This is a genomic window from Arcticibacter tournemirensis, from assembly GCF_006716645.1.
In the GTDB taxonomy this organism is placed as follows: Bacteria; Bacteroidota; Bacteroidia; order Sphingobacteriales; family Sphingobacteriaceae; genus Arcticibacter; species Arcticibacter tournemirensis.
Genome location: NZ_VFPL01000001.1, coordinates 2513407 through 2537321, shown reverse-complemented (window position 1 = coordinate 2537321; position 23915 = coordinate 2513407). Strand labels below are relative to the sequence as shown.

The window sequence follows — 23915 nt, the reverse complement described above, 5'->3', positions numbered from 1 at the left end:
ATCCTGCGTTATATTATCTGTCGTATTAATAATCGCCCAATGTGCATTCCAGCTGTCCAAGCGCAAGGGCAAGCTGTTCGTCATTCGGAGCAACACCATGCCATTTGTGCGAACCCATCATAAAGTCAACACCGTGCCCCATATTGGTTTGCATCAGGATCATGATCGGTTTTCCTCTAAATGTCTTTGTTTTAGCAAGCTCGAGTACCTTGATCACATCTTCCATGTCGTTACCATTCATTTCGAGGACTTCCCATCCAAAAGCTTCCCACTTAGCCCTGAGATTACCTAAGGAAAGTACTTTCTCTGTAGGACCATCAATCTGCTGTCCGTTAACATCAATAGTAGAGATCAGGTTATCTACCTTATTGTGAGGAGCAAACATGGCTGCCTCCCAGATCTGTCCTTCCTGAAGCTCGCCGTCGCCATGAAGAGAAAAAACAAGAGAAGTATCTTTATTCAGCTTTTTTGTAAGAGCAGCGCCTATCGCGGCCGACATACCCTGTCCGAGTGATCCTGAAGCGATCCGGATTCCGGGAAGATGTTCGTGTGTCGTAGGGTGGCCCTGAATTCTGGAATTAATCTTACGAAAAGTACCGAGTTCCTTAACATCAAAGTACCCCGAACGTGCCAGTACACTATACCAAACGGGAGAAATATGACCGTTCGAAAGGAAGAATAAGTCCTCTCCGACCCCATCCATTTTAAACTCGGGATTATGCTTCAGTACGTGGAAGTAAAGAGCAACAAAATAGTCCGTGCATCCCAACGACCCTCCAGGGTGTCCAGACTGGCACTGATGTACCATTCTAACAATATCCCTGCGAACCTGCTTCGCGACGCCGGTTAATTTTTCAATATCAGCTTTCATTTTTAATTGGAAAGCGACTAAAATAGGAAATTAAGTTGAAAGAGAAAAGTGTTTAATTGACATTTAACAGACAAACCCATTCGTGAATTTACCATATCCGCAGGTTTGCGATTTATCGAAAGACAGGGTTAATTAAGGCGCAGAAGACCGGAATTGTCAACTGTCAACTTCCCGCCAGTTGCCATCTTCTTTAATAATCTCTATTAATTCGTCAAGCGCATTCTCCGTATTTACAGCCTTCTTGACTACCTGCTTACCGCGATACAGAGTGATCTTACCGGGACCAGTTCCTACATAGCCGTAATCGGCGTCGGCCATTTCGCCAGGACCGTTTACTATGCATCCCATGATCCCTATTTTCACCCCCTTCAAATGACTGGTCCGGCTCCGGATCATTTGAGTAGTTTCCTGCAGGTCGAATAAAGTCCTTCCGCAGCTGGGACAGGAGATATATTCAGTTTTTGAGATTCGTGAGCGTGTTGCCTGAAGAATTCCGAACGCGGTGCTCACTACGGCTTTAGGGGAAATATGAGGAGCATCAAGCCATATCCCGTCGCCGAAGCCGTCGATTAGTAAGGCGCCTGCATCAGTAGCTGCATATAGCTGAAAATCGGATTCGCTGCCTTCCGAATAGCCTCTCCGTACAATTACGGGTACATTTATCCCAGCCTTCATCAGGGAGAAAAAGAACTGGCGCTGATCGGCCATTCCATGGCCTTTGCTGGTTTCGAGTACCAAAACAAGCGTTTGATCTATAAGGTCTTCAGAAAAGAATCCGTTATGAAGGTCCTCGTTTGTTATCCTAACGAGGTTTAAAGACAGGTCCTTCTCCCCGGCTTCTTTATATTCGTGCAAGGTAAACACAGGGTGGCAGTTCTTTTTATTAGCCAGTTTGAGCCATGTGGGGTAATTATATGCCTGTTTTAGATTGCCGGGCATTGTGAAAGAAGGAAGTTCATCAGCCAGGTACACAAAGTCGACCGACTGTTCGGCCATATTATACTTATCTAAAAGAGCAGAATACTCATATCCTGCTGCCGACAACACCTGCGGGTCGCGAAGATTGGAATATGATATATCCAAGACGACCCGGGGTACCTGGTGACCGCCAATGAACGTATTGAGTTCTGCCGACTCCCGTTTCTGATAAGAATAGGGTGAAAATCCTGCAGGCAAAGAGATGTCTGGCCCCACGCTGAGGGAGGGCCTTTCTTCGTATCGTTTTGCCAGTGCAATAGCAACAGGAGCTTCAAGCTCGGGGTCCTCTGTCAGAGAAACTCGGATTGTATCACCAAGACCGTCTTCAAGTAAAGTACCAATACCCACGGAAGACTTTATGCGCCCATCTTCGCCGTCGCCAGCCTCTGTAACACCGAGATGGAGAGGGTAGTTCATCCCCTCTTTTTGCATTGTTTCTACCAGCAGGCGGTAAGCCTGAACCATCACCTGAGGGTTGCTGGCTTTCATAGAGATCACAAGATTATAGTAGCTGAGACTCTCACACATCCTGATAAACTCCATCGCCGATTCAACCATACCACGTGGCGTGTCGCCGTAGTAGCTCATGATCCTGTCGGAGAGTGAGCCATGGTTTGTGCCAATACGCATCGCCGTACCATATTCTTTGCATACCTTCACAAGAGGTGCAAACTTCTGATAGATCCGGCCAAGTTCGGCTTCGTACTCTGCAGGCGTATATTCAAGCTGATCAAAACGCTTTTTGTCGGCATAATTGCCAGGGTTAATGCGGACCTTCTCAACGATACGAGCTGCAGCTTCAGCGGCATTGGGCGTAAAGTGAATATCAGCAATCAGGGGCACGTCGTATCCCCTGTACTTTAGCTCCTTCTTTATTTCAGCAAGGTTCAATGCCTCCTTTATACTGGGCGCTGTAATACGTACGTACTCACAACCCGCATCTACCATCCGGATCGTTTGCTCTACAGTGGCTATCGTATCCATCGTATCAGTTGTGGTCATGCTCTGAATCCGGATGGGATTTTTGCCTCCAACCGGAATGTTTCCAATCGACACTTCCCTTGTTAAGAAGCGGGAATATTCAGTTAAAGAATTACAGTAAGTACCTTTCAGCGCAGTATTCGTTTCAGCTGTATTCATAAGATCTCTAAAGGACGCAAATTTACAGATTTAATTGTTCTGATGAGAGAAGGTGTGAGGCTTTCCTGCAAAACACTCGCCAGCCACCAATAATTGAGATTATTTGTTTATTTTTATAGTCCGATAGATAATTTGTATCTCTGCGGTTCGGAGATCGGCATTGAAGGACAAAAAGATGGACAGGAAATTTGATCAGTTACTGGAGAAACATAACCTTAAGAAAACAACGCCACGCTACAGTGTATTGGGCATACTTTCTTCACGCGAGATGGCTACCTCGCAGCCGGATCTCGAAGAAGTATTAGGCAAGGAAATTGATCGTGTAACGCTATACCGTATTTTGAAGACCTTTGAAGAAAAGGGAATTATTCATAAGATCATCGACTTGAACGGCACCGCCAATTATGCATTGTGCCAGTCGGAGTGCAAAGAGCACGAGCATCACGATGAACACTTACATTTCAACTGCACGGTTTGCGGAAAGCTGTTTTGTCTTAATGGTACCCATCTCCCCCCTATCAATTTACCGGCAGGTTTTAAGGCCAAATCAGTCAGCCTTATTGTAAGCGGAGTATGTGATAAATGCAGCACTGCCGACAATTAAGATCTATACTAAGCGTCCCTTAATAACCAGCGTACCGGCAAGTTTATCATGAAGGCATTGTTGTCGTTTACTGAAGAAGCCTGAGAGATAGCCAATTCCGAGGGTTAGTACCGGAACGATTTTGAATATGTTGCGCGCTGCGCTCCTTCCTAAACTTATCCTCCGGCCCTGTTCATCGGTTACTTTTATCGCAAGCCAGCTTTTCCCGAAGGTAGCCTGCCTTGAAGATGCCTCCATGAAGATCCCCATAATGATTTTTGTAATTGGGACTAAGGGCAATCCAGATAGCGAAACAGCAATCTTCAGGTATTTCGATTCTATAAAAGAAACGACGATGACAAGGATCACCGCATACACAACAAGAATAAGCAGGTAGTCTATGACCACAGCCAGCATCCTGACGTCGGGAGAAGCATAATATTGAGGGCGTGCTATGGCCTGGTGACTAAAGCCAAAAAGCCGGCAAAGTTCTTCAACTTCGCCGACTTCTTTATAGTCTTTCATTGTCCTGGTCTTTACGAAAGTACCGGGACCAATGTTTAAACCTTTTAGTTGTTCTATTGTAAAAGGACCTTGCGGCTTTCCGTCAATAACTACGAGATATTCATCTTCCATATTTAATAGCGGTCTACATCAAATTTAGAAAGACCGCCTTCAAGTTTAATAATAAATTTCTGTTTGGCCGTACTGAAGTTTGGAGTGATATAGGACCCGTCGCCTTGTTTATCAAAACCTTTAAAATCGCTTGATGAAAGTCCTGAATCTGTGTTTATCTTACAAGCTGCATTGGCAGGAATTGAAATATGGATCTGCGAGACGCCGGTCTCAACGTTTACGTTGGTTATTGCTTGTGGCGCGCCCAATTTCACATCCAGTTTAGTTGCTCCTCCCTCAAAGTTAAAGCTCTCAACTTTAAATTTAGATAGATCAAACCAAGCCTTGCCGGCTCCGGTTTCGACGTTAATGGTCCACAGGGGATTTGTATTAAGTGCCATTACCGCTTCATTCGGACCTTTCTCGCGCATATCCCACTCGGCTTTTCCCGACATCTTGAAATTTAGGGTTTCAGAACTATCGTTGGAGATCTTTACCAGCGAATAATTTCCGAAGCTGCTACTCACCTTGGCATTAAACAATTCTGAGGTGGTATCTTCCAGCTTGTAAGTTGTTGCTCCACCCGAGATATTCAATATTGCACTGGTTGTGCTCGCCGAATAGGCTTCGCTGAAATATCCTGACTTGGTTTTCACATCGCTTTTAGGTTCGTTTTCCCACTCGTAGAAGAACCAGCGCGATTTCCCCTCGTGATGGTCCCTCGTCCCCTGCCAGCCAATAAAAACAAGGGCACCAACTGTTAGGAAAACTGAGATAATAGCGCCTGTTTTCGAGTTTTCGCGCGAAAAAAGCATATTGGCTCCAATAAGGATAAGGATAAGTGGCCAGAAGCGCCATATCACGAACCATTGAAAATCAATCACGCCAAAGTTCTGAAGCAACAGGATGCCTCCGATAAAAACCAGGATGAGCCCCCAAATAATTTTTTCTGTTTTCATAACGCTATGCTAATGGTTGATCGTCCGACTTATCATCTTCCTTTTCTTTTTCCTTCTTCTCAAATACATCCGCCGCGGACTGTTGATCATTAACTCCGCTAAAGGTACTTTTCTTGCCCGACTTTCCAAGAATAACGATACCAACCACTATCAGTATGACGGGCCATAGCTTTTCGAAGGAGAACCAGTAAGGGATATAAAAAAACTCATCTACCAGGAAAAAGGCTCCAAGAGCAACCAGAATAATCCCTGCAACGAACCTTCCTTTTCCCTCCTTCTTTTCTCTTGGATACATAAAAGGTTGTCCCTGCTGAAAAGGCTGCCCTGACTGGAAAGGTTGCCCGGGCTGGAAAGGTGCCGCCGGGTCGTCGTTTACCCGGTAGTCAGCATCATATTTCCTGAAGTCGGCAAAAAAGGGTTTGGGAGGAACCACTATCCACAAAATGATGTAGATCAAAACGCCTGAGAGGCCAAAAATGGCCATTAATATGAATATCACCCTTACCCAGGTGACATCTACGTCAAAATACTCACCAAGACCGGCAGCTACTCCTGCAAGCATCTTGTTGTTTTCGTCGCGTTGCAATTTCTTTTCCATTACTATGTTATTAATGTGTGTAATCTATATTAAATTATTCTTTATTAATTAGAGTGTGAGAACAACAATTTGTTACATACGTTCAAAACGTCCAATTTCCGCTACTTCAAATATTTATTAAAACATCGCTACGCCGATTGTGTTGTTGTACAGAATCAGTAAATTGCCTCCTTAATTGCTTTCATTGCAAAGAACAGTCAGCTGAGAGGTTCTAAAGGAATTATTTAACAACAAAATATGTTTACACATTTCGGACGGTATATCCTGTTACTAAAGGCCGTTTTCAGACGCCCTGAAAAGTGGAGAATCTATTTAACGAACATTTCAAACGAGATGGTTTACATCGGCGTCGATTCGTTATATCTGATTGGCATCATATCTACGTTTGTTGGAGCGGTAATGACATTGCAGATTGCGTTTCAGCTTCAAAGCGACTTAATCCCCCGCACGATTATCGGTTCAGTTAACCGAGACTCGGCCATTCTTGAACTGAGCCCGACTATCAGCGCCCTTGTGCTTGCGGGGAAAATTGGATCATCTATCTCTTCTGAAATAGGGACTATGCGCGTAACCGAGCAGATCGACGCTTTAGAGATCATGGGCATCAATGCACCGGGATACCTGATCCTTCCTAAAATAGTCGCCGGCGTAACAATGATCCCATTACTTGTGATCATATCTATAGGCCTGGCTATCCTGGGAGGATATCTTGGAGGTGCTTTTTCGGGCGCAATTTCGGGAGCCGATTACTACAGGGGTATCACCGAAGGCTTTAATCCTTACACGATCGTTGTGGCCCTCGTAAAAGCTTTCTTTTTTGGATTCATTATCACTTCGGTGTCGTCTTACCAGGGATTTTACGTAAAAGGCAGCGCGCTGGAAGTAGGCAGGGCGAGCACCAAGACCGTTGTTACCAGCTGTATTGCTATTCTTTGTGCCGATTATGTTATTACAGGCCTGATGCTATGATAGAAATAAAAGACATTCATAAATCATTCGACGACAACTATGTTCTTAAGGGAATATCTGCTACCTTCAAAGATGGCATGAACAACCTGATCATCGGGGGCTCCGGTTCAGGAAAGACCACGTTGCTGAAATGCATGGTGGGACTTCATGCGCCTGATCAGGGATCTGTTATATACGACGGTCGGGATTTCACGCGCCTGAATACTGAAGAACGCATTGATATACGCAAAGAAATTGGGATGCTTTTTCAAAACTCTGCGTTGTTCGACTCCATGACCGTTGAGGAAAATGTGATGTTTCCGCTTAATATGTTTACGACTCAATCCCGGGAGGAAAAACTCGAAAGAGTAAACTTCTGTCTTGAAAGGGTTGATCTGAGCGGAAAAAATAAACTGTATCCGGCCGAGCTTTCGGGCGGTATGAAAAAAAGAGTCGGCATTGCGAGAGCCATTTCCATGCAGCCTAAATATCTTTTTGTCGACGAGCCAAACTCGGGCCTCGACCCAAAGACTGCCATCCTGATCGACGAGCTTATTAATGAGATTACCGCCGAATATAACATCACCACGGTGGTAGTTACTCACGACATGAATTCGGTAATGGGTATCGGCGAACATATCATTTTCCTTTTCAACGGCATGAAGGAATGGGAAGGATCGAACAAGGAAATTGCTCATACAGACAACCGCGAGGTGAACGACTTTGTATTTGCCAGCAAGTTTACACAGGCAGCAAAGGAAAAATTGTAGAAGATTGCTGGCGGCGAATCCTTACCTTTGGTGCCTTAAGATTTTCACTTAAATGATCTCATTACTTACTCCCCGGCACTGGAAAGATTACGAACTGATAGATTGCGGCGATTTTGAAAAGCTTGAACGCTTTGGAAACATCACTCTTATACGACCTGAACCTCAGGCTGTATGGGCGAAGCAATTACCGGAGTCGGAGTGGCAAAAGCTGCACGACATCCGCTTTAAAGGGCGTTCGGCCACTTCGGGTGAGTGGATCAAGAAGAATGCACGGACACCAGACCGCTGGCATATCACTTATAAAAATGATGACATTTCTATAAAGCTTCGCCTTGCTCTTACGTCATTTAAACATGTAGGGGTATTCCCCGAACAAGCCGTTAACTGGGATTATATTTCGGAAACGATCGGGCAGTTTAAAACGGAACAACCCCGGATACTGAATCTTTTTGCCTACACCGGAGGCGCTTCTCTCGCCGCAAAAGCGGCAGGCGCCGACACCACGCACGTTGATTCCATTAAACAGGTGGTAACGTGGGCAAACGAGAATCAGGAGATTTCGGGACTAAAGGATATCCGCTGGGTAGTTGAGGATGCTCTCAAGTTTGTAAAACGTGAAATTAAACGCGGAAAAAAATACAATGGCATTATTCTCGACCCTCCTGCTTATGGTCACGGACCAAACGGCGAAAAGTGGAAGCTCGAGGACCATATTCTCGAAATGATGCAGGACGTGGCCGGACTTCTCGATGAGGAAGAGCACTTCCTGATACTGAACACCTACTCTCTTGGCTTTTCCTCGGTTATCGTCGAAAATCTTCTCCGGGGCCCCCTCTCCGATCCGCAAAACCTTGAGACCGGCGAACTGTATCTCCAGGCGACCGCCGGAAGCAAGCTTCCTCTGGGGGTATTTGGTAAAGTGAGAAAAATAGGGTAGCTATCCTTTCTTCGTTAGCGGAATTGACTGAATTAACAAATATTGACGCAATAGCAGCATATTGATATTCACAGCACATCCGCTATCTCAATGACGAAAGGGGCTATCCAGGATCCGCTCAAACCGAATGTTCAGGCCTTCTTTTCAATCAAACATCTGCTTACTAATCACAAATACTACAGGCCGGAAGTAAATATAATCTTCAATATTCCCGTCATTCTTAAAAAGCGAACGAAAAGCCTTTAATTGATCGGATCGTTCGTTTTTATGCGTTTTCCCTTTAGAGCTTATTACGTCCAGTACAACAGGAATAATAAAGCTAGCTTTTTTCCTCTTATGCATATAAACATTCCATTGAAGAGTTTTCAGAAAATGGCTGTCAGGATAAAGTTTGTAAGCAATTGTATCGCTTGCTTTTATCGATGTAACAGAAAGCCTCCTGTTACCAGTTCGGCTAACGTCGACTTGAAAAAAGAACCTATACACCTTACCTGAATCGGGAACGCGTTCAAAAATACCCTTATCTCCCATGAAAAAGTCCGAAATAGATTTTTCAACTTCTTGTTTTACTGTAGAAACTGATTGGGTGCTACCGCTTAAAGCCCAAATCAATAATAGTGTGGTTATTGTCGGTCTCAATTCCAAAGCCATCTTTTGTATTTCTTAGTGTTTACTCCGCTTACGGTTCTTTTTGATTTGCCTGATATCCTTTCTGGTCAACTGCATCGAATGAATGAATACGTAGTGGCGCAACAGCTTCATGTCAATATTCATTGAACACCCCATTTGTCCTAACAGCACCCTGGGAATCAACAGAGAACCTCTCGAACCCTCAGCTATAATACTATAGACCCCTCTTTTGATTTTAATCTCATAATAACCCCTTTTGTCGGCCCTCGTGCTAAACTTTAAGGAGTCGCCTTCCAAAAAGCAAATGGTACTGCCGGGAAGTTTTTTGTGCATTGAACAATATCTAACTTTCCCATAAATTGTTACACTGTCATTTCTGCAATCATCCTCATTATTAAATTTATCGGTATAATTGAAGGTGTAGCCAGAACAGTTATCGGACCAAATACGGGATTGATCGTCGCGTTCCCGATCCGCTTTTCTCGTAAAACATGAACAGATTAACAGACTCAATAATGGTAACAAAACGAGCATATTAACATGTGGCCTCCGTTCAGCGCGCTCTGCTTGTCCCTGACTATCATTTTTCGTACTTTCTAACATGACAAACTTCGTTATCTTTAATAAGGAAAAGATCCGTCGAGAACTTTCTGAATTCGGATATTTATTATGCAGGGCTCTAAAACAGCCCCCCGGTCATCTTCGACCTTAAAAGAAAAGGCAACGTTCTTCTTTAGGGAATCTTCTAATTTCTCAAGCTCGTAGACGGTAATTTCAGGACTTGAATAAAATGATACTGATCGTATGTTACCGTTCATGTCAAGGTACATTGTTATGGCGATGGAAGCCTGTTGCAAATCGCGCAGCCTGCTCTTACTAAACACCTTGAAGAGCGACTTAGAATAGGCCTTATCGTCCTTCAGGGAAAATTGATCAACTCGTTTTAATTTAAGGTCAGGTTTCAAATACTCAGGAGGGATGGAATTCTTTTTATGCACAAAGACTCTCGTCTGTTTTGTATCTGCCTTATATACATAATATACATAAACAGATTTTGAGGCTTTCCTCTCAGAAGTATTTCCTGTCGTTTGACTGTATAAAAACACATTACTGAATAAAAGCAAAGAAACTGTCACTAAAAGAGTTTTCATGTTTGAGGTTTTATTAATAACGGGTCTTAGGTTTAACGTGATTAATGTTTATTTTTCTTTCCTGTTCTTCTTGATTTGTCTGATATCTTTCCTCGTTAGCGGAAATGAATTAATTAACAAATATCGGCGAAGGAGCTTTATATCAATATTCATAGCGCCACCCGCATCGCCCACATCACCTAAGTCAACGTCGGGTATAGTTAGTCCGCCTCCCCAACAATCGGCTTGTATTCGACGATAGTGGCCTATTTTGATTTTAATTTCATAATATCCTTTAGCATCCGTTTTTGTGCGGAACATTACGGAATCACTATTCCCATAGAAGCTAATTTCGGCTCCCTGGATCGCTTTATTTGATGAGCAGAACTTCACTATTCCATAAATCGTGATGCTATCCCGCTCTTCACTCACTTTATTGGTATAATTTAAAGTATAGCCGGCGCAATTGTTAAACCAAACATCGGATTGTTCTTCCTCCATACTTCGATTGGTTTTTACAGTGGAGCATGAGCTGATTAAAAGGCTTAACAGCACTGACGGGAGTAACATATGAATACCATGTATCCTCTTATTTTTGAGTAGCATCATCTGGCGTTTGGCAAGTTGGTTCAAGTACAGTTAGTTTAGTTTGTCAGTATCTATCAGGTCGGTTGATTCAAAGATAAGGATAGTCATTTAAGTTCAATTGGCTACTTCAAATATATATAAAGTATCTATCGATTCCATTATTATGTACGAAAATCCGGGTATTAAAAATGTGATTCACCGAAAAGTAACCATGATCTAACCAACAAGCCATCCCCTTCGGAACTGCTTCGATATTGGACCTGTTCTGGATGCTAAAAAGGCGATGCGATCCTTTGTCTTCGCAGGTGAAACAAGCACGGGGCTAGCAATGGGGTGAGTTGTTGGTTAGATTTTCAATAGGGTGGCTGAAAAGTTTTTATTAGCCATTATGCGATTAACAAGCGATAGATACTTGATACTAGATACTTTTTATTTATTTTGCTGCAAATTCTACATTATATGACATATAAGAATACGTTTTTAATTACACTGGCGATAGGTATTGTTTCTTTGGGATGCGGCCAGAAGTCGGGCAATACAAACGGGAAGAAGTCCGAAAATGCCTTAACAACTGCTTCTGACAGCACTTCTGCAAAAGAAGAAGAAGAGTCAAAACCCGTTGATACCGCTGCCTATAATCAGAAGCTGAAAGAAATTGCAAACGGTGACACTACTGGTCGCTGGCCTGTAATAAAACAACCGTATCCGCTCGCAGGTGCAATCCTTCCATTTAAACGTATTGTGGCTTATTACGGGAATCTCTATTCGAAGAGAATGGGCGCTTTGGGTGAATATCCTCCTAAGGAAATGCTTTCCCGGCTCAACGCGGAGGTAAAACGCTGGGAAAAGGCTGATCCTAAAACACCGGTACAGCCAGCGCTGCACTATATCGCGGTCGTTGCACAGGGTGATGGCGGTAAAGATGGAAAATACCGGACCCGCATGCCTCATAAGCAAATTGACTCGGTTTTAAAGATAGCCGAAAAGGGTAAAGCCATCGTATTCCTTGACATACAGGTTGCATTAAGTAACATCAAAGCAGAACTTCCGTTGCTGGAAGAATATCTAAAGATGCCTCACGTCCATCTTGGCATAGATCCTGAGTTCTCAATGAAAACAGGAGCAAAGCCAGGAACCAGAATCGGCACTTTTGACGCTGCCGATATCAATTACTGCTCTGAATACCTTGCTAAATTGGTGCGCGACAATAATCTTCCTCCAAAAGTATTTACCGTTCACCGCTTCACCAAAAAGATGGTTACCAACTCTCAAAACATCAAACTGAGACCGGAAGTGCAGATAGTGATGCATATGGATGGATGGGGTGAGCCTGAATTGAAAAAGGGGACCTACAGACACTGGATCTTTCCCGAGCCTGTACAGTTCACAGGATTTAAACTCTTTTACAAAAATGACATTAAAAAGGCTCCTCATAGGATGATGACGCCTGAGGAGCTCCTCAAACTAAAACCGCAGCCGATTTATATTCAGTATCAGTAAGTTGTGGGTTGCAGGACGTGAGTTGCAGGGTAGAGTTTAAAGTTTAAAGTGGAGAGATTAAAGTTCTGTTGGCTGTTAGCTGAAGCCAATTGCCAACAGCCAACAGCTTTTCATTTTGAGTGTAGCGGACATCTGTCTGCTACACTCAAAATGAAAATACCGCTTGATCTTTTGGATTATCTAGCTTGGTACTTTTTCGGGTACCGGCGGCAATAACGTGGATCATATTAATCTGGGATGAATGCTCTTCAAACAGAATATTATCGACGACGACCACCTTGTTTAACTTATTCACATTTGGGACGGTGAAATAGCACCACGCTCCGTCTTCTTCTATTTCATAGCCTGTATATTGAAGGGATACCTTTTTCCCCTCAACCGTCAGGACCAAATGTTTTCTGATATAGTCATCAATCAGCTTATCAACTACCTTTTTATCCGACGGCTTTAAAATATCGATCTTAACATGATATTGTTTCTCGAGTGCAGCTTCGAAATCATCAAAGAACATTCTGCTGCTCACTTCAAGTGTTTTATTTCGTTCGTTGTGTCTTATCTCGGTAACACTAACATAAAACGGATGTAAAAAATTTATAAAAAGCAGAAGTACATGTAACATATTCAAAAAAAAGAGATTTATTAATTACAGATTCTTAAAAAAGTAGTATTATTAACGCAAAAATACGAAAAGAACAGCGAATGCAGGACTTTCCTCTATACTTTGAACTGGGCTGGCAGCATATACTCGACTGGCAGGGCTATGACCATATACTGTTTGTGGCAGCTTTGTGCGGCATATACTCCTTAAAAGACTGGCGTAAGGTATTGATCCTTGTTACCGCTTTTACAGTAGGACATACCGTCACCCTCGCACTCAGTGTTTTCGACCGGATCGGTGTACCCGCAACAATAACAGAGTTTTTAATACCGGTAACGATCATACTGACAGCTCTATACAATATTATTAACAGAGAGCAAAGATCGGCTTATTTTTCGTTTAAATACGTCATGGCCCTCCTATTTGGATTAATTCACGGAATGGGGTTTTCTAACTATCTTAAAAGTCTCCTGGGAAAAAGCAATAATATTGTTGCAGAGCTCCTGGCTTTCAATCTGGGACTGGAAGCGGGCCAGGTGGCAATAGTTGTTACGGTACTGCTATTAACGTACGCTATTATTCACCTACTAAAGGTGCCGCGGAGCAAATGGAGCGTGACCTTATCGACGATAATCTTTGGAGTTGCCTTTTATATGGCGGCGGAGCGTTTAACAAGTTTTATACATCAATAATAATGAAGCAACGTATTCTATCTATTCTACTTGGTATTCTGATCTGGGATGCCGCGTTCTCACAGAGTCAAAACAATCCGGGATCAAATCATGGAAATAAGTTCGAGCAGTTGGGACAGATACTTCAGGACCCGAATATGTACCGCTCTGCTTCGGGAGCTCCCGGTCCGCATTACTGGCAACAGCGTGCAGATTATCTGATCGATGTTGAACTTGACGACAGCAAGCAGCGCATCACAGGAAATGAAACGATCACATACTTTAACAACTCGCCTGATCCGCTAACTTACTTATGGATCCAGTTGGACGAAAATCAGCATGATCCGAATAACGATAACAATAAGATAAACAGCAGTAGCCTCAAAGAACAGATGAACTACATGGATCTGAAACGGATCATCGGGTTCAACGAAGATCTGGGAGTTAAAATACTGAAAGTAAGCGATGAACGGGGGAACGCGCTGAAGTATGTTATAAACCACACAATGATGCGCATCGACCTTCCTTCTACACTTCAGCCGAACAGCAGGATCCAGTTTAAGATTTCGTGGTATTATAATATTCCTAACAGAATGACCGTCGGCGGCCGCGGTGGGTATGAATACTTTGCCGAAGATGGAAACTATCTGTATACTATAACACAATGGTATCCGCGTCTGGCGGTTTACTCCGACTTTCAGGGATGGCAGAACAAGCAGTTTATCGGAGCCGGTGAGTTCGCATTGCCATTCGGCAACTTCAAGGTAAATATCACTGTACCTGCAGATCACGTTATTGGTGCAACAGGTGAGTGTCAGAACTATGCACAGGTACTTTCGTCAACACAACTTAGCCGCTGGAAATCTGCACAGTCGGCTAAGGAACCTGTAGAAATAGTGAATCTCACCGAAGCTAAAAAGGCGATGGGACAAAAATCAAAGGCTAAGAAAACCTGGACCTACGTGGCTACTAACGTTCGAGACTTCGCGTTTGTGGCTTCAAGACGGCTGGTATGGGATGCCATGGCTACGTACATAGATGGTAAAAAAACCATGGCTATGTCGTATTATGGTCCCGAAGCATATCCTCTTTACCGCAAATATTCCACGAAAGTGGTGGCTCACACCCTTAAAACGTATTCAAAATATACTGTTCCTTACCCCTACCCTGTAGCAATATCTGTGGAAGCGGCTAATGGTATGGAGTACCCGATGATCTGTTTTAACTACGGCCGAGCAGAGAAAGATGGCACCTACTCTGAAGCGATAAAATATGGAATGATCGGCGTGATCATTCATGAAGTTGGACACAACTTCTTTCCAATGATCGTTAATTCGGATGAGCGGCAGTGGACCTGGATGGACGAGGGACTGAATACTTTTTGCCAGTTTCTGACTGAACAGGAATGGGACAACAACTATCCTTCGCAACGCGGGCCTGCTCATAAGATCGTAGATTATATGAAGCTCCCTAAAGATCAGCTTGAGCCCGTCATGACGAACTCCGAGAACATTATAAATTTTGGTCCGAATGCTTATGCCAAACCGGCCACCGCTTTGAACATCCTGAGAGAGACTGTGATGGGCCGTGAACTGTTCGATTATGCATTTAAGGAATACGCACGAAGATGGAAGTTTAAACACCCCACTCCTTCCGACTTCTTCAGGACAATGGAAGATGCGTCTGCGGTTGACCTCGACTGGTTCTGGCGTGGCTGGTTTTACGGCATTGACCCTGTGGATATTGCAATTGATAATGTAAAGCATTATAGGATGAATACGAAGGATCCGGCCATTGAGAACAAGGAAGACAAGAAAGAATATGAAAGCGGGCTTTATGATATCGGCAGAGAACGCAACCGCGCGGCAGGAATAAAGTTTGCAATTGATCAGGACACTTCTCTGAAGGATTTTTACAACAAGTTCGACCGCTTCGAAGTTAGGGCCAATTCGGTGGAAAGCTTTAATGACTATTATAACTCTCTGACTGCCGAAGAAAAAGAATTGTATAACAGCAAAAAGAACTTCTACGAACTAAGCTTTTCTAATATAGGAGGCCTGGTAATGCCTATAATCATTGAATGGACATATGCAGACGGATCAAAGGAGGTAGAACGTATTCCGGCCTATATCTGGCGAAAAGATGAGAATAACGTAACCAGGGTATTTGCTAAAGATAAAGACGTGGTATCGGTAAAATTGGACCCTTACAGGGAAACGGCAGACATTGATGAATCCAATAACAGCTGGCCCCGCCAGTATCAGCCATCAAGATTTGAGTTGTTCAAACAAAAGCAGTCTATAAGAGGTTCTTCTGAAGGTTCGAATCCAATGCAGGATGCCCGAAAATGAGGCTATAGAGGAAGGGTGAATGCGGCTGACTGGCGCGGTTCTTGAGCCATTGATGTGAGTTTAAATATCATCTGTTAAAACAATAGAAATGGCGTTAGAAAAAGCAACTTTTGGAGCCGGATGTTTTTGGTGTACCGAAGCAGTTTTCCAGGCACTTCAGGGTGTTTCGAATGTAGTATCAGGATACATGGGGGGAGAAACGCCCGACCCATCGTACCTGGACGTGTGCAGTGGCACCACAGGTCATGCTGAAGTCATTCAACTTGATTATGATCCTGAAATCATTTCTTTTGAAGATCTACTGCTTGTCTTTTTTAAAACCCACGACCCTACCACGCTTAACCGGCAGGGGAATGATACCGGCACACAGTACCGCTCGGTTATCTTTTTCCATAATCAGGAACAGAAGGAGGCCTCACTGAAAATGATTGATGATCTTACCAAAGAACTCGTATACGACAAACCGATAGTTACCGAGATTGCGCCGGTAACCGATTTTTACCGGGCCGAAGAGTATCATCAGAACTATTACATACAAAATACAGCAAAGCCCTACTGCTTGTTTGTAATTCAACCCAAGCTCGCGAAATTCACAGAAAGCTTCAGGGAGAAAATAATGAAATAGCTGTTGGCAATTGGCGGTTGGCAATTGGCTTGTTTTAGCTGATTATTATTTAGCGATTTCAAAAAGCCAACTGCCAATAGCCGACTGCTAACCGCAGCTTATTCTGACAGCTCTTCCAGCTGTCAGAATAAGCCCAGTTGCCCCTTGTCGTCAATATCGATATCGTCAGGGTTGGTTATTTCGAAATCAATTTTCTTCTTCGGCTTCTCTTCAACTTCAGGACTTACCACGGGCGCTGCCGTGTCATCATCTTTCGTTACAACCTCTTTTTCAGCCTCGATATCCTGTTCTTCAGCAAGTACTACCGCTTTTAATGGAGTCTCCGCTACAGGATCTGGTACATCTTCCTCATCATCGTGTTCGGCAATAAGTTCAATTTTCTTCACCTCATGCGGCGAGAGTTTATTACCCTGCGCCTTCATACCTTTCACGTCAATAGCATCAGCAAGGTTGATCTCTGCCGTTTCAGGAGTCAACGATTTTCCTTTTAGCAGATCAAGATGTACAACGGGCTGCGCAGCTCCCGATATCAGGATCATCTTCGAGCCCGGTTCTTCATTGATGATGCTCATCTGCCTGCCAATGGCCAGATCGTCGAAGGTAAAACGCTTTACATAATAGTTCTTCGACTTCCCGTCCAGATGGATCACCGTATAAACCTTCTCAGGATCATACTTTTCTATGAGGGTCATCTTGTCGTCGAAGTGATTGGTCAGGTCGAATGACGACAGTTCATAAGCGCCTGTACTAAGAACGGTTAGGATTTTATCGGCCCCATCAAACTCTCCAAGATACTTACCTCTTCCATCTACGTTCAGTCGTCTGAGTACATCGTCGAACCATATCTTCCTGCCGGAAAGAGTAGAAATACCTTTAGACTTCAACAGAATTTTCTTAACAGGATACTTGGTAACGATGTTACCCATAGAGCTCCGGCCTTTAATGGCAATCTCCGAGAAGTCAATATCAATATTCAGCTTTTTAAGCTTCGTATGAGGCTTCAGCTGCACATTAACCACCTCAGCCTCTCCGTTCGGATTAGCTGTAAAGTAGAGCACCTTAGAGTCTTTAGAACCTTTTGTGAGGTCGTACTCCTTATCGCGGGTAACGCCGAGTACCGAAAATCGTTTTATATAAGATGTACCGCTCTGACCATCTTTGTAGATCATGTTGTAAACAGTACGCTCATCCCCTTTTTTGAACACACCTACATGGACAATATCCTTACCTACGAATATTTTATCCTGGATTTTCACAACCAGGAAGCGGCCGTCTTCCCTGAATACAATGATTTCGTCAAGGTCCGAACAGTCGCATACAAAGTCATCCTTCTTCAGTCCCGAGCCGATAAAGCCGTCCGCTTTATTTACATACAGTTTTACGTTAGCCAGGGCAACCTGAGCTGCCTCCACCTTATCGAATGTACGTAATTCGGTTTTTCGTTCACGGCCTTTGCCGTATTTTTCCCTGATACGCTCAAACCAGCTTATAGCATAATCTGTAAGGTGTTTTAATTTAAGAGAAACATCTTTAATTTCGTCTTCAAGGGCCCGCATCTGCTCATCAGCCTTCTTCACATCAAAGCGGGTGATGCTGCTCATAGGCTTGTCTATAAGTTTTTTATAATCTTCAGGCTCTATCGTACGGTAGAACTGAGGAAAGAAAGGTTCAAACAAACGATTCAACACCTCTACTACAGCGTCGAACGCTCCTGAATTTTCGTATTCAGGATTCTTATACATCCCTTCCTGGATAAATATCTTAAGCAGGGTGCTGAAAAATATTTTCTCCTTCAGCTCAGCTAGCTTTATCTCCAGCTCCTGCTTTAATAAGTCCTTTGTATTAACAGTGTTCTCGATAAGTATATCGTTAACACTCATAAAATGAGGCTTATCGTCGCGGATAACGCAAGTATTAGGAGAAATGGAAACTTCACAGTCTGTAAAGGCATACAGGGCGTCAATGGTCACGTCTGGCGAAATACCGGGAGCAAGATGAACCATTATCTCGACATTCTGAGCGGTATTATCTTCAATCTTCCTGATCTTGATCTTACCTTTGTCGTTTGCCGAAATAATACTGTCTATTAAACTTCCTGTAGTGGTAGAGAAAGGAATCTCGGTAATCGCGAGCGTCTTCTTGTCTCTCTCCAGGATACGGGCGCGCACCCTTACCCTTCCACCCCTCTGGCCTTCATTATAGTTCGAGCAATCTGCCATACCGCCGGTAGGAAAGTCGGGCACCAGATTGGGCCTGTTCCCTTTGAGCACTTCAATAGAAGCATCAATTAACTCAATAAAATTATGTGGGAGGATTTTTGTTGCCAGTCCGACGGCAATACCTTCAGCTCCCTGAGCCAGCAGCAAAGGAAACTTTACAGGAAGGGTAACCGGTTCGCGGTTACGTCCGTCATAACTGGATTGCCATACCGTAGTGTCGGGATTAAAAACAACTTCATTGGCAAACTTTGAAAGCCGTGCTTCAATGTAACGGGGCGCTGCTGCAGAATCCCCCGTCATTGGGTCTCCCCAGTTACCTTGTGTATCGATAAGAAGGTTTTTCTGACCGATCTGTACCATGGCGTCTCCAATGGAGGCATCACCGTGCGGGTGATATTTCATGGTATTTCCTATCACATTGGCAGCTTTATTAAAGCGGCCATCATCCATTTCTTTCAGCGAATGAAGAATACGGCGCTGCACTGGTTTAAAACCGTCGTTTACATGGGGTACGGCCCTATCCAGTATTACATAGGATGCATAGTCAAGAAACCAGTTTTCGTATAAGCCGTTAAGCGTGGTGACATTTTGTAATTTATCGTTGCTTTCGTTCGTAGTATCAATAGATTCGTCGCTCATCCTTTTTTCTAAACTCTGGGACGCGTAAATATACAAAAAAACCCGGCCTAAACCGGGTTTTCTATTCTATATTCGGGGGAAACTTGCTATCGCTGACCAAATCAGCAGCAACCTGTTCCGACCATTTTATTCGCCATCAGCTTTATTTTCCTGATTTCCGTCGGGCATTTGCGCTTCTTTTTCCTTTTTCGCAGCGGCGGGAGCTATGCGGATCTCCTGAGCCTCTTTATCGAAGTCAACCGCCATTTCCCCACCTTCAGCTATCTCGCCTTTAAGGATCTCTTCGGCGACAGGATCTTCGAGGTACTTCTGAATGGCCCTCTTTAACGGACGGGCGCCAAACTGAGAGTCGTAACCTTTTTCGGCAATAAACTCTTTGGCGGCCTCTGTCAGGACGATACTATATCCGAGAGCCTGTACCCTTGCAAAAAGTGCGGCCAGTTCGATATCAATAATCTTGAAGATGTTTTCCTTCGTAAGCGAGTTAAACACGATCACATCGTCAATACGGTTGAGAAACTCAGGAGCAAAAGCACGTTTTAAAGCGTTTTCAATAACCCCTCTTGAGTAAGTATCCGCCTGTACTGATTTCGCTGAAGTGGTAAACCCTACCCCCTGTCCGAAGTCTTTAAGCTGACGGGCACCGATGTTGGAAGTCATGATCACGATAGTATTGCGGAAGTCGACTTTTCTTCCAAGACTATCAGTAAGCTGACCTTCGTCGAGTACCTGAAGCAGGATATTAAACACATCAGGATGTGCTTTCTCAATTTCATCAAGCAGTACTACCGAATACGGTTTACGGCGCACTTTTTCAGTTAGCTGTCCGCCTTCTTCATATCCCACATATCCCGGAGGCGCTCCAACGAGTCGTGATACAGCGAATTTCTCCATGTATTCACTCATATCGATCTGGATCAGCGCATCTTCGGTATCGAACATGAAACGGGCCAGTTCTTTGGCAAACTCTGTTTTACCAACTCCTGTAGGACCGAGGAAGATGAACGAACCGATTGGTTTCTTAGGATCCTTGAGTCCTGCTCTGGTACGCTGAATTGCTTTTGTAAGCTTTTTAATGGCATCTTCCTGTCCGATAATTTTGCCAGCCATAGTTTCGGGCATGGCAAGCAATTTCTGACTGTCGGTCTGCCCTACTCTCTGTACCGGGATACCAGTCATCATCGATACAACTTCTGCCACGTTATCTTCTGTAACGGTATATCGTTTAGTACGTGTTTCTGCTTCCCATGAAGTCTTGGCACGATCAAGTTCCTCCAGCAAGTGTTTTTCAGTATCACGGAGCTTTGCAGCTTCCTCGTATTTCTGACTGCGGACTACCTTGTTCTTTTCAACCTTGATTTCTTCAATCTTCTGTTCAATATCTATGATTTCCTGAGGGACATGGATATTGGTAAGGTGAACTCTGGAACCTGCTTCATCCAGCGCATCGATGGCTTTATCAGGAAGGAACCTGTCTGTAATATACCTCGAAGTTAAACTAACGCAAGCATTAATCGCTTCGGGAGTATAGGTTACAGCGTGGTGCTCTTCGTACTTTTCCTTTATGCGGTTAAGGATCTCAATAGTTTCATCCGGAGTGGCCGGTTCGACCATTACCTTCTGGAACCTACGGTCAAGCGCTCCATCTTTTTCAATGTACTGGCGATACTCATCTAGTGTAGTAGCTCCTATACATTGAATTTCACCACGGGCAAGAGCCGGTTTGAACATATTGGAAGCGTCGAGTGATCCTGAAGCACCTCCAGCACCAACAATCGTGTGAATCTCGTCGATGAAAAGGATCACGTCGGGAGATTTTTCAAGCTCATTCATTACAGCCTTCATTCTTTCTTCAAACTGACCACGGTATTTTGTACCTGCTACCAGGGAAGCGAGATCCAGGGTAACCACTCTTTTGTTAAACAAAACACGTGATACCTTTCTCTGGATGATCCTTAGCGCAAGTCCTTCAGCGATAGCTGATTTACCAACCCCTGGTTCACCAATCAGAATTGGATTATTCTTCTTTCGGCGGGACAGGATCTGCGACACCCGTTCAATTTCTTTATCACGGCCAACAATCGGATCGAGCTTGCCGTCTTCTGCGGCCTTTGTGAGGTCACGTCCGAAGTTATCAAGAACCGGAGTTTTTGATTTGATATCAGAAACCTTTTTGGGTTGGCTGAAAGATGACTCTTCTTCACGGAAATCGTCATCCCCTGCAGCAGATCCGGGAGCTTCATCTCTGAAATCCTCCTTGTTCTGTTCTACCTCAGCTTTGAAAACATCGTAATTAATATTGTATTGCAATAATATCTGCGATGCAATATTATCATCATCCCGAAGGATGGAAAGCAGAAGGTGTTCTGTACCAATTACATCGCTTTTAAAGATCTTTGCTTCAAGATATGTAATTTTCAATACTTTCTCTGCCTGTTTAGTAAGGGGAATGTTCCCCAGATTTGCTGTTGTCCCCGATGTGCCTTTGACCGCATCTTCTATAGAGCGACGCAAACGTGCTGTATCTACACCCAACGCTTTTAATACTTTAATTGCCATGCCATCCCCTTCACGGATCAGACCAAGCAACAAGTGTTCGGTGCCAATATAATCATGTCCCAGCCGCAATGCTTCTTCCCTGCTATATGAAATTACGTCTTTGACACGGGGTGAAAATTTAGCTTCCATTTATAAACCTTTCTACGTTGAAAACGCCCTAATGTATTAATTTGTTTGTTAAATCCAACGGGCATCTGTGTAATAATTTTATCAACAATTACGCCATTCTTGAGAAAAACGTTGCCTGATGCTCTAAGATAATAAAAATTAGATCAAAACATACAAATTCGCGATATTTGACCGACTTTTAAGCAATAATGGCAGACGAAAAAATAATCTTTTCAATGGCCGGCGTAAATAAGATTTACCCGCCTCAAAAACAGGTTCTCAAGAATATCTATTTATCCTTTTTCTATGGAGCAAAAATTGGAGTTATCGGCTTGAATGGCTCTGGTAAGTCTTCTTTATTGAAAATTATCGCCGGGCTCGATAAATCCTTTCAGGGAGAGGTAGTTTTTTCACCCGGCTTTACCGTAGGTTATTTAGCGCAGGAACCCGAGCTGGATCCTCATAAAACGGTACGGGAGGTAGTAGAAGAAGGGGTAGCAGAGATCACTGCAATACTCAAAGAGTACGAAGAGATCAATGAAAAGTTTGGTTTACCCGAGGTTTATGAAGATGCGGATGCAATGGATAAACTGCTGGCCAGGCAGGGTGAACTACAAGATAAAATCGATGCTACACAAGCATGGGAACTGGACACGAAGCTGGAAAGAGCAATGGACGCACTGAGGACGCCGGATCCAGACGAGAAGATTGCCACTTTGTCAGGGGGTGAACGAAGGAGAGTGGCTTTATGTCGGCTTTTATTACAGGAACCGGATGTACTGCTACTGGACGAACCAACGAACCACCTCGACGCTGAATCAATTGACTGGCTCGAACAGCATCTTAAACAATATAAAGGAACGGTAATAGCGGTTACGCACGACCGTTATTTCCTCGACAATGTAGCGGGCTGGATCCTTGAACTGGACCGTGGGGAGGGAATTCCATGGAAGGGGAATTATTCTTCATGGCTGGATCAAAAATCAAAACGCCTGGCGCAGGAGGAGAAATCGGAAAGTAAACGCCAGAAAACGCTTGAAAGAGAGCTTGAATGGGTGCGAATGGCTCCTAAAGCAAGACATGCAAAATCGAAAGCACGTTTGGCAAATTATGAGAAGATGGCGTCTGAAGAAGGAAAAGAGCGTGAAGAGAAACTGGAGCTTTTCATTCCACCCGGTCCTCGTCTTGGGAACGTTGTAATAGAAGCTCAAAATGTAAAGAAAGCATACGGCGACAAGATCCTCTTCGAGAATCTCAGCTTCTCACTGCCGCCTGCCGGAATCGTGGGTATTATCGGCCCTAACGGTGCTGGTAAAACCACCTTATTCCGCCTGATCACGGGTCAGGAAACTCCTGATTCGGGAACTTTCAGGGTCGGTGAAACGGTCGCTCTCGGATATGTCGACCAACTGCACAACGACCTGAACCCGGATAAATCGGTATGGGAGAATATTACCGACGGACAAGAGACGATCCTTTTAGGCAACCGGCCGGTTAATTCCCGGGCTTATGTTTCAAAGTTCAATTTCAATGGCGGTGATCAGCAAAAGAAAGTTTCTGTTCTTTCCGGAGGGGAGCGTAATCGTGTTCATCTGGCCATTACGCTAAAAAAAGACTCAAATGTGCTTCTTCTGGATGAGCCAACCAATGATATTGACGTAAACACCCTGAGGGCCCTCGAAGAAGGACTGGAAAACTTTGCGGGATGCGCTGTAATCATTTCTCACGACCGCTGGTTCCTCGACCGCATCTGTACGCATATCCTGGCCTTTGAGGGCGAATCGCAGGTTTATTTCTTTGAAGGAAACTACTCTGAATACGAAGAGAACAAAAAGAAACGCCTCGGAGATAACGCACCTAAAAGGATCAAGTATAAGAAGCTGGGAGCGTAAGTTGTT

21 protein-coding genes are annotated in these 23915 nt (G+C 44.0%); 9 read left to right on the top strand and 12 right to left on the bottom strand.

What is annotated here, in order from left to right:
* Positions 1–25: 25 nt before the first annotated feature.
* Entirely contained in the window at positions 26–871 is an 846-nt protein-coding gene (locus tag BDE36_RS10575; protein WP_141814825.1) for a transketolase, read from the bottom strand.
* 156 nt (positions 872–1027) lie between these two features.
* Positions 1028–2989: a (E)-4-hydroxy-3-methylbut-2-enyl-diphosphate synthase gene (gene ispG / locus BDE36_RS10570; protein ID WP_141814824.1), complete on the bottom strand. Its 1962-nt coding sequence runs from the start codon at positions 2987–2989 to the stop codon at positions 1028–1030.
* 175 nt (positions 2990–3164) lie between these two features.
* Between ispG and BDE36_RS10565 the strand changes: the two genes are divergently transcribed.
* Positions 3165–3593 carry a Fur family transcriptional regulator gene (locus tag BDE36_RS10565; RefSeq protein WP_128770545.1) on the top strand — a complete coding sequence of 143 codons (429 nt, stop codon included), beginning with the start codon at positions 3165–3167 and terminating at the stop codon, positions 3591–3593.
* 3 nt (positions 3594–3596) lie between these two features.
* On the opposite strand, the gene BDE36_RS10560 is transcribed toward BDE36_RS10565, so the two are convergent.
* Genes BDE36_RS10560 through BDE36_RS10550 form a run of 3 tightly spaced genes read right to left on the bottom strand, consistent with a single transcriptional unit; the run spans position 3597 to position 5744 of the window.
* Complete coding sequence (locus BDE36_RS10560) at positions 3597–4208, bottom strand: RDD family protein (protein WP_141814823.1); 612 nt, start codon at positions 4206–4208, stop codon at positions 3597–3599.
* Between the two features lie 2 nt (positions 4209–4210).
* Complete coding sequence (locus BDE36_RS10555; protein ID WP_128770547.1) at positions 4211–5146, bottom strand: LiaF transmembrane domain-containing protein; 936 nt, start codon at positions 5144–5146, stop codon at positions 4211–4213.
* Positions 5147–5150: 4 nt separating this feature from the next.
* Positions 5151–5744, bottom strand: coding sequence for a PspC domain-containing protein (locus tag BDE36_RS10550; protein WP_128770548.1), 594 nt, complete (start codon positions 5742–5744; stop codon positions 5151–5153).
* Positions 5745–5981: 237 nt separating this feature from the next.
* On the opposite strand from BDE36_RS10550, the gene BDE36_RS10545 reads away from it, so the two are divergent.
* From BDE36_RS10545 to BDE36_RS10535, 3 genes are read left to right on the top strand one after another with little or no spacing between them, the layout of a single operon-like run.
* Entirely contained in the window at positions 5982–6713 is a 732-nt protein-coding gene (locus BDE36_RS10545; protein ID WP_141814822.1) for an MlaE family ABC transporter permease, read from the top strand.
* Positions 6710–7462, top strand: a complete 753-nt coding sequence (locus BDE36_RS10540; protein WP_128770550.1) for an ABC transporter ATP-binding protein — start codon at positions 6710–6712, stop codon at positions 7460–7462. The genes BDE36_RS10545 and BDE36_RS10540 overlap by 4 nt, the downstream gene beginning before the upstream one ends.
* A 52-nt stretch (positions 7463–7514) precedes the next feature.
* Entirely contained in the window at positions 7515–8399 is an 885-nt protein-coding gene (locus tag BDE36_RS10535) for a class I SAM-dependent methyltransferase (protein WP_141814821.1), read from the top strand.
* 144 nt (positions 8400–8543) lie between these two features.
* Here BDE36_RS10535 and BDE36_RS10530 read toward each other — a convergent pair whose 3' ends face one another.
* The 4 genes from BDE36_RS10530 to BDE36_RS10515 form a co-directional block, all read right to left on the bottom strand.
* A complete protein-coding gene (locus BDE36_RS10530; protein ID WP_141814820.1) occupies positions 8544–9050 on the bottom strand; it encodes a hypothetical protein in 507 nt (168 codons plus the stop codon).
* 12 nt (positions 9051–9062) lie between these two features.
* Positions 9063–9362 (bottom strand): hypothetical protein, encoded by a 300-nt coding sequence (locus BDE36_RS10525; RefSeq protein ID WP_141814819.1) that lies wholly within the window; start codon positions 9360–9362, stop codon positions 9063–9065.
* Positions 9363–9649: 287 nt separating this feature from the next.
* Positions 9650–10180, bottom strand: a complete 531-nt coding sequence (locus BDE36_RS10520) for a hypothetical protein (protein ID WP_141814818.1) — start codon at positions 10178–10180, stop codon at positions 9650–9652.
* A gap of 48 nt (positions 10181–10228) precedes the next feature.
* Positions 10229–10660 carry a carboxypeptidase-like regulatory domain-containing protein gene (locus BDE36_RS10515; protein ID WP_141814817.1) on the bottom strand — a complete coding sequence of 144 codons (432 nt, stop codon included), beginning with the start codon at positions 10658–10660 and terminating at the stop codon, positions 10229–10231.
* A 546-nt stretch (positions 10661–11206) separates the two neighbouring features.
* Between BDE36_RS10515 and BDE36_RS10510 the strand changes: the two genes are divergently transcribed.
* Positions 11207–12247 carry a hypothetical protein gene (locus BDE36_RS10510; RefSeq protein ID WP_141814816.1) on the top strand — a complete coding sequence of 347 codons (1041 nt, stop codon included), beginning with the start codon at positions 11207–11209 and terminating at the stop codon, positions 12245–12247.
* 145 nt (positions 12248–12392) lie between these two features.
* On the opposite strand, the gene BDE36_RS10505 is transcribed toward BDE36_RS10510, so the two are convergent.
* Positions 12393–12866 (bottom strand): DUF6702 family protein, encoded by a 474-nt coding sequence (locus tag BDE36_RS10505; protein ID WP_141814815.1) that lies wholly within the window; start codon positions 12864–12866, stop codon positions 12393–12395.
* Positions 12867–12946: 80 nt separating this feature from the next.
* On the opposite strand from BDE36_RS10505, the gene BDE36_RS10500 reads away from it, so the two are divergent.
* The 3 genes from BDE36_RS10500 to msrA all read left to right on the top strand — a co-directional run bounded on the left by BDE36_RS10500 (position 12947) and on the right by msrA (position 16492).
* A complete protein-coding gene (locus BDE36_RS10500; RefSeq protein ID WP_141814814.1) occupies positions 12947–13537 on the top strand; it encodes a HupE/UreJ family protein in 591 nt (196 codons plus the stop codon).
* 2 nt (positions 13538–13539) lie between these two features.
* A complete protein-coding gene (locus tag BDE36_RS10495; protein ID WP_141814813.1) occupies positions 13540–15867 on the top strand; it encodes a M1 family metallopeptidase in 2328 nt (775 codons plus the stop codon).
* An 88-nt stretch (positions 15868–15955) separates the two neighbouring features.
* Positions 15956–16492: a peptide-methionine (S)-S-oxide reductase MsrA gene (gene msrA, locus BDE36_RS10490; RefSeq protein WP_141814812.1), complete on the top strand. Its 537-nt coding sequence runs from the start codon at positions 15956–15958 to the stop codon at positions 16490–16492.
* A gap of 122 nt (positions 16493–16614) precedes the next feature.
* Here msrA and BDE36_RS10485 read toward each other — a convergent pair whose 3' ends face one another.
* Both BDE36_RS10485 and BDE36_RS10480 read right to left on the bottom strand, forming a co-directional pair.
* Complete coding sequence (locus BDE36_RS10485) at positions 16615–19350, bottom strand: DNA gyrase/topoisomerase IV subunit A (RefSeq protein ID WP_141814811.1); 2736 nt, start codon at positions 19348–19350, stop codon at positions 16615–16617.
* A 126-nt stretch (positions 19351–19476) separates the two neighbouring features.
* The gene (locus BDE36_RS10480; protein WP_141814810.1) at positions 19477–22038 is read right to left on the bottom strand and encodes an ATP-dependent Clp protease ATP-binding subunit; all 2562 of its coding nucleotides are present in this window, start codon (positions 22036–22038) and stop codon (positions 19477–19479) included.
* A 188-nt stretch (positions 22039–22226) separates the two neighbouring features.
* On the opposite strand from BDE36_RS10480, the gene ettA reads away from it, so the two are divergent.
* Entirely contained in the window at positions 22227–23909 is a 1683-nt protein-coding gene (gene ettA / locus BDE36_RS10475; RefSeq protein WP_128770563.1) for an energy-dependent translational throttle protein EttA, read from the top strand.
* The last annotated feature ends 6 nt before the right edge of the window (positions 23910–23915 follow it).

Coding starts and splice junctions, on each gene's coding strand:
- BDE36_RS10575 (WP_141814825.1), bottom strand. CDS start 871: ATGAAAGCTGATATTGAAAAATTAACCGGCGTCGCGAAGCAGGTTCGC.
- ispG (WP_141814824.1), bottom strand. CDS start 2,989: ATGAATACAGCTGAAACGAATACTGCGCTGAAAGGTACTTACTGTAAT.
- BDE36_RS10565 (WP_128770545.1), top strand. CDS start 3,165: ATGGACAGGAAATTTGATCAGTTACTGGAGAAACATAACCTTAAGAAA.
- BDE36_RS10560 (WP_141814823.1), bottom strand. CDS start 4,208: ATGGAAGATGAATATCTCGTAGTTATTGACGGAAAGCCGCAAGGTCCT.
- BDE36_RS10555 (WP_128770547.1), bottom strand. CDS start 5,146: ATGAAAACAGAAAAAATTATTTGGGGGCTCATCCTGGTTTTTATCGGA.
- BDE36_RS10550 (WP_128770548.1), bottom strand. CDS start 5,744: ATGGAAAAGAAATTGCAACGCGACGAAAACAACAAGATGCTTGCAGGA.
- BDE36_RS10545 (WP_141814822.1), top strand. CDS start 5,982: ATGTTTACACATTTCGGACGGTATATCCTGTTACTAAAGGCCGTTTTC.
- BDE36_RS10540 (WP_128770550.1), top strand. CDS start 6,710: ATGATAGAAATAAAAGACATTCATAAATCATTCGACGACAACTATGTT.
- BDE36_RS10535 (WP_141814821.1), top strand. CDS start 7,515: ATGATCTCATTACTTACTCCCCGGCACTGGAAAGATTACGAACTGATA.
- BDE36_RS10530 (WP_141814820.1), bottom strand. CDS start 9,050: ATGGCTTTGGAATTGAGACCGACAATAACCACACTATTATTGATTTGG.
- BDE36_RS10525 (WP_141814819.1), bottom strand. CDS start 9,362: ATGCACAAAAAACTTCCCGGCAGTACCATTTGCTTTTTGGAAGGCGAC.
- BDE36_RS10520 (WP_141814818.1), bottom strand. CDS start 10,180: ATGAAAACTCTTTTAGTGACAGTTTCTTTGCTTTTATTCAGTAATGTG.
- BDE36_RS10515 (WP_141814817.1), bottom strand. CDS start 10,660: ATGGAGGAAGAACAATCCGATGTTTGGTTTAACAATTGCGCCGGCTAT.
- BDE36_RS10510 (WP_141814816.1), top strand. CDS start 11,207: ATGACATATAAGAATACGTTTTTAATTACACTGGCGATAGGTATTGTT.
- BDE36_RS10505 (WP_141814815.1), bottom strand. CDS start 12,866: ATGTTACATGTACTTCTGCTTTTTATAAATTTTTTACATCCGTTTTAT.
- BDE36_RS10500 (WP_141814814.1), top strand. CDS start 12,947: ATGCAGGACTTTCCTCTATACTTTGAACTGGGCTGGCAGCATATACTC.
- BDE36_RS10495 (WP_141814813.1), top strand. CDS start 13,540: ATGAAGCAACGTATTCTATCTATTCTACTTGGTATTCTGATCTGGGAT.
- msrA (WP_141814812.1), top strand. CDS start 15,956: ATGGCGTTAGAAAAAGCAACTTTTGGAGCCGGATGTTTTTGGTGTACC.
- BDE36_RS10485 (WP_141814811.1), bottom strand. CDS start 19,350: ATGAGCGACGAATCTATTGATACTACGAACGAAAGCAACGATAAATTA.
- BDE36_RS10480 (WP_141814810.1), bottom strand. CDS start 22,038: ATGGAAGCTAAATTTTCACCCCGTGTCAAAGACGTAATTTCATATAGC.
- ettA (WP_128770563.1), top strand. CDS start 22,227: ATGGCAGACGAAAAAATAATCTTTTCAATGGCCGGCGTAAATAAGATT.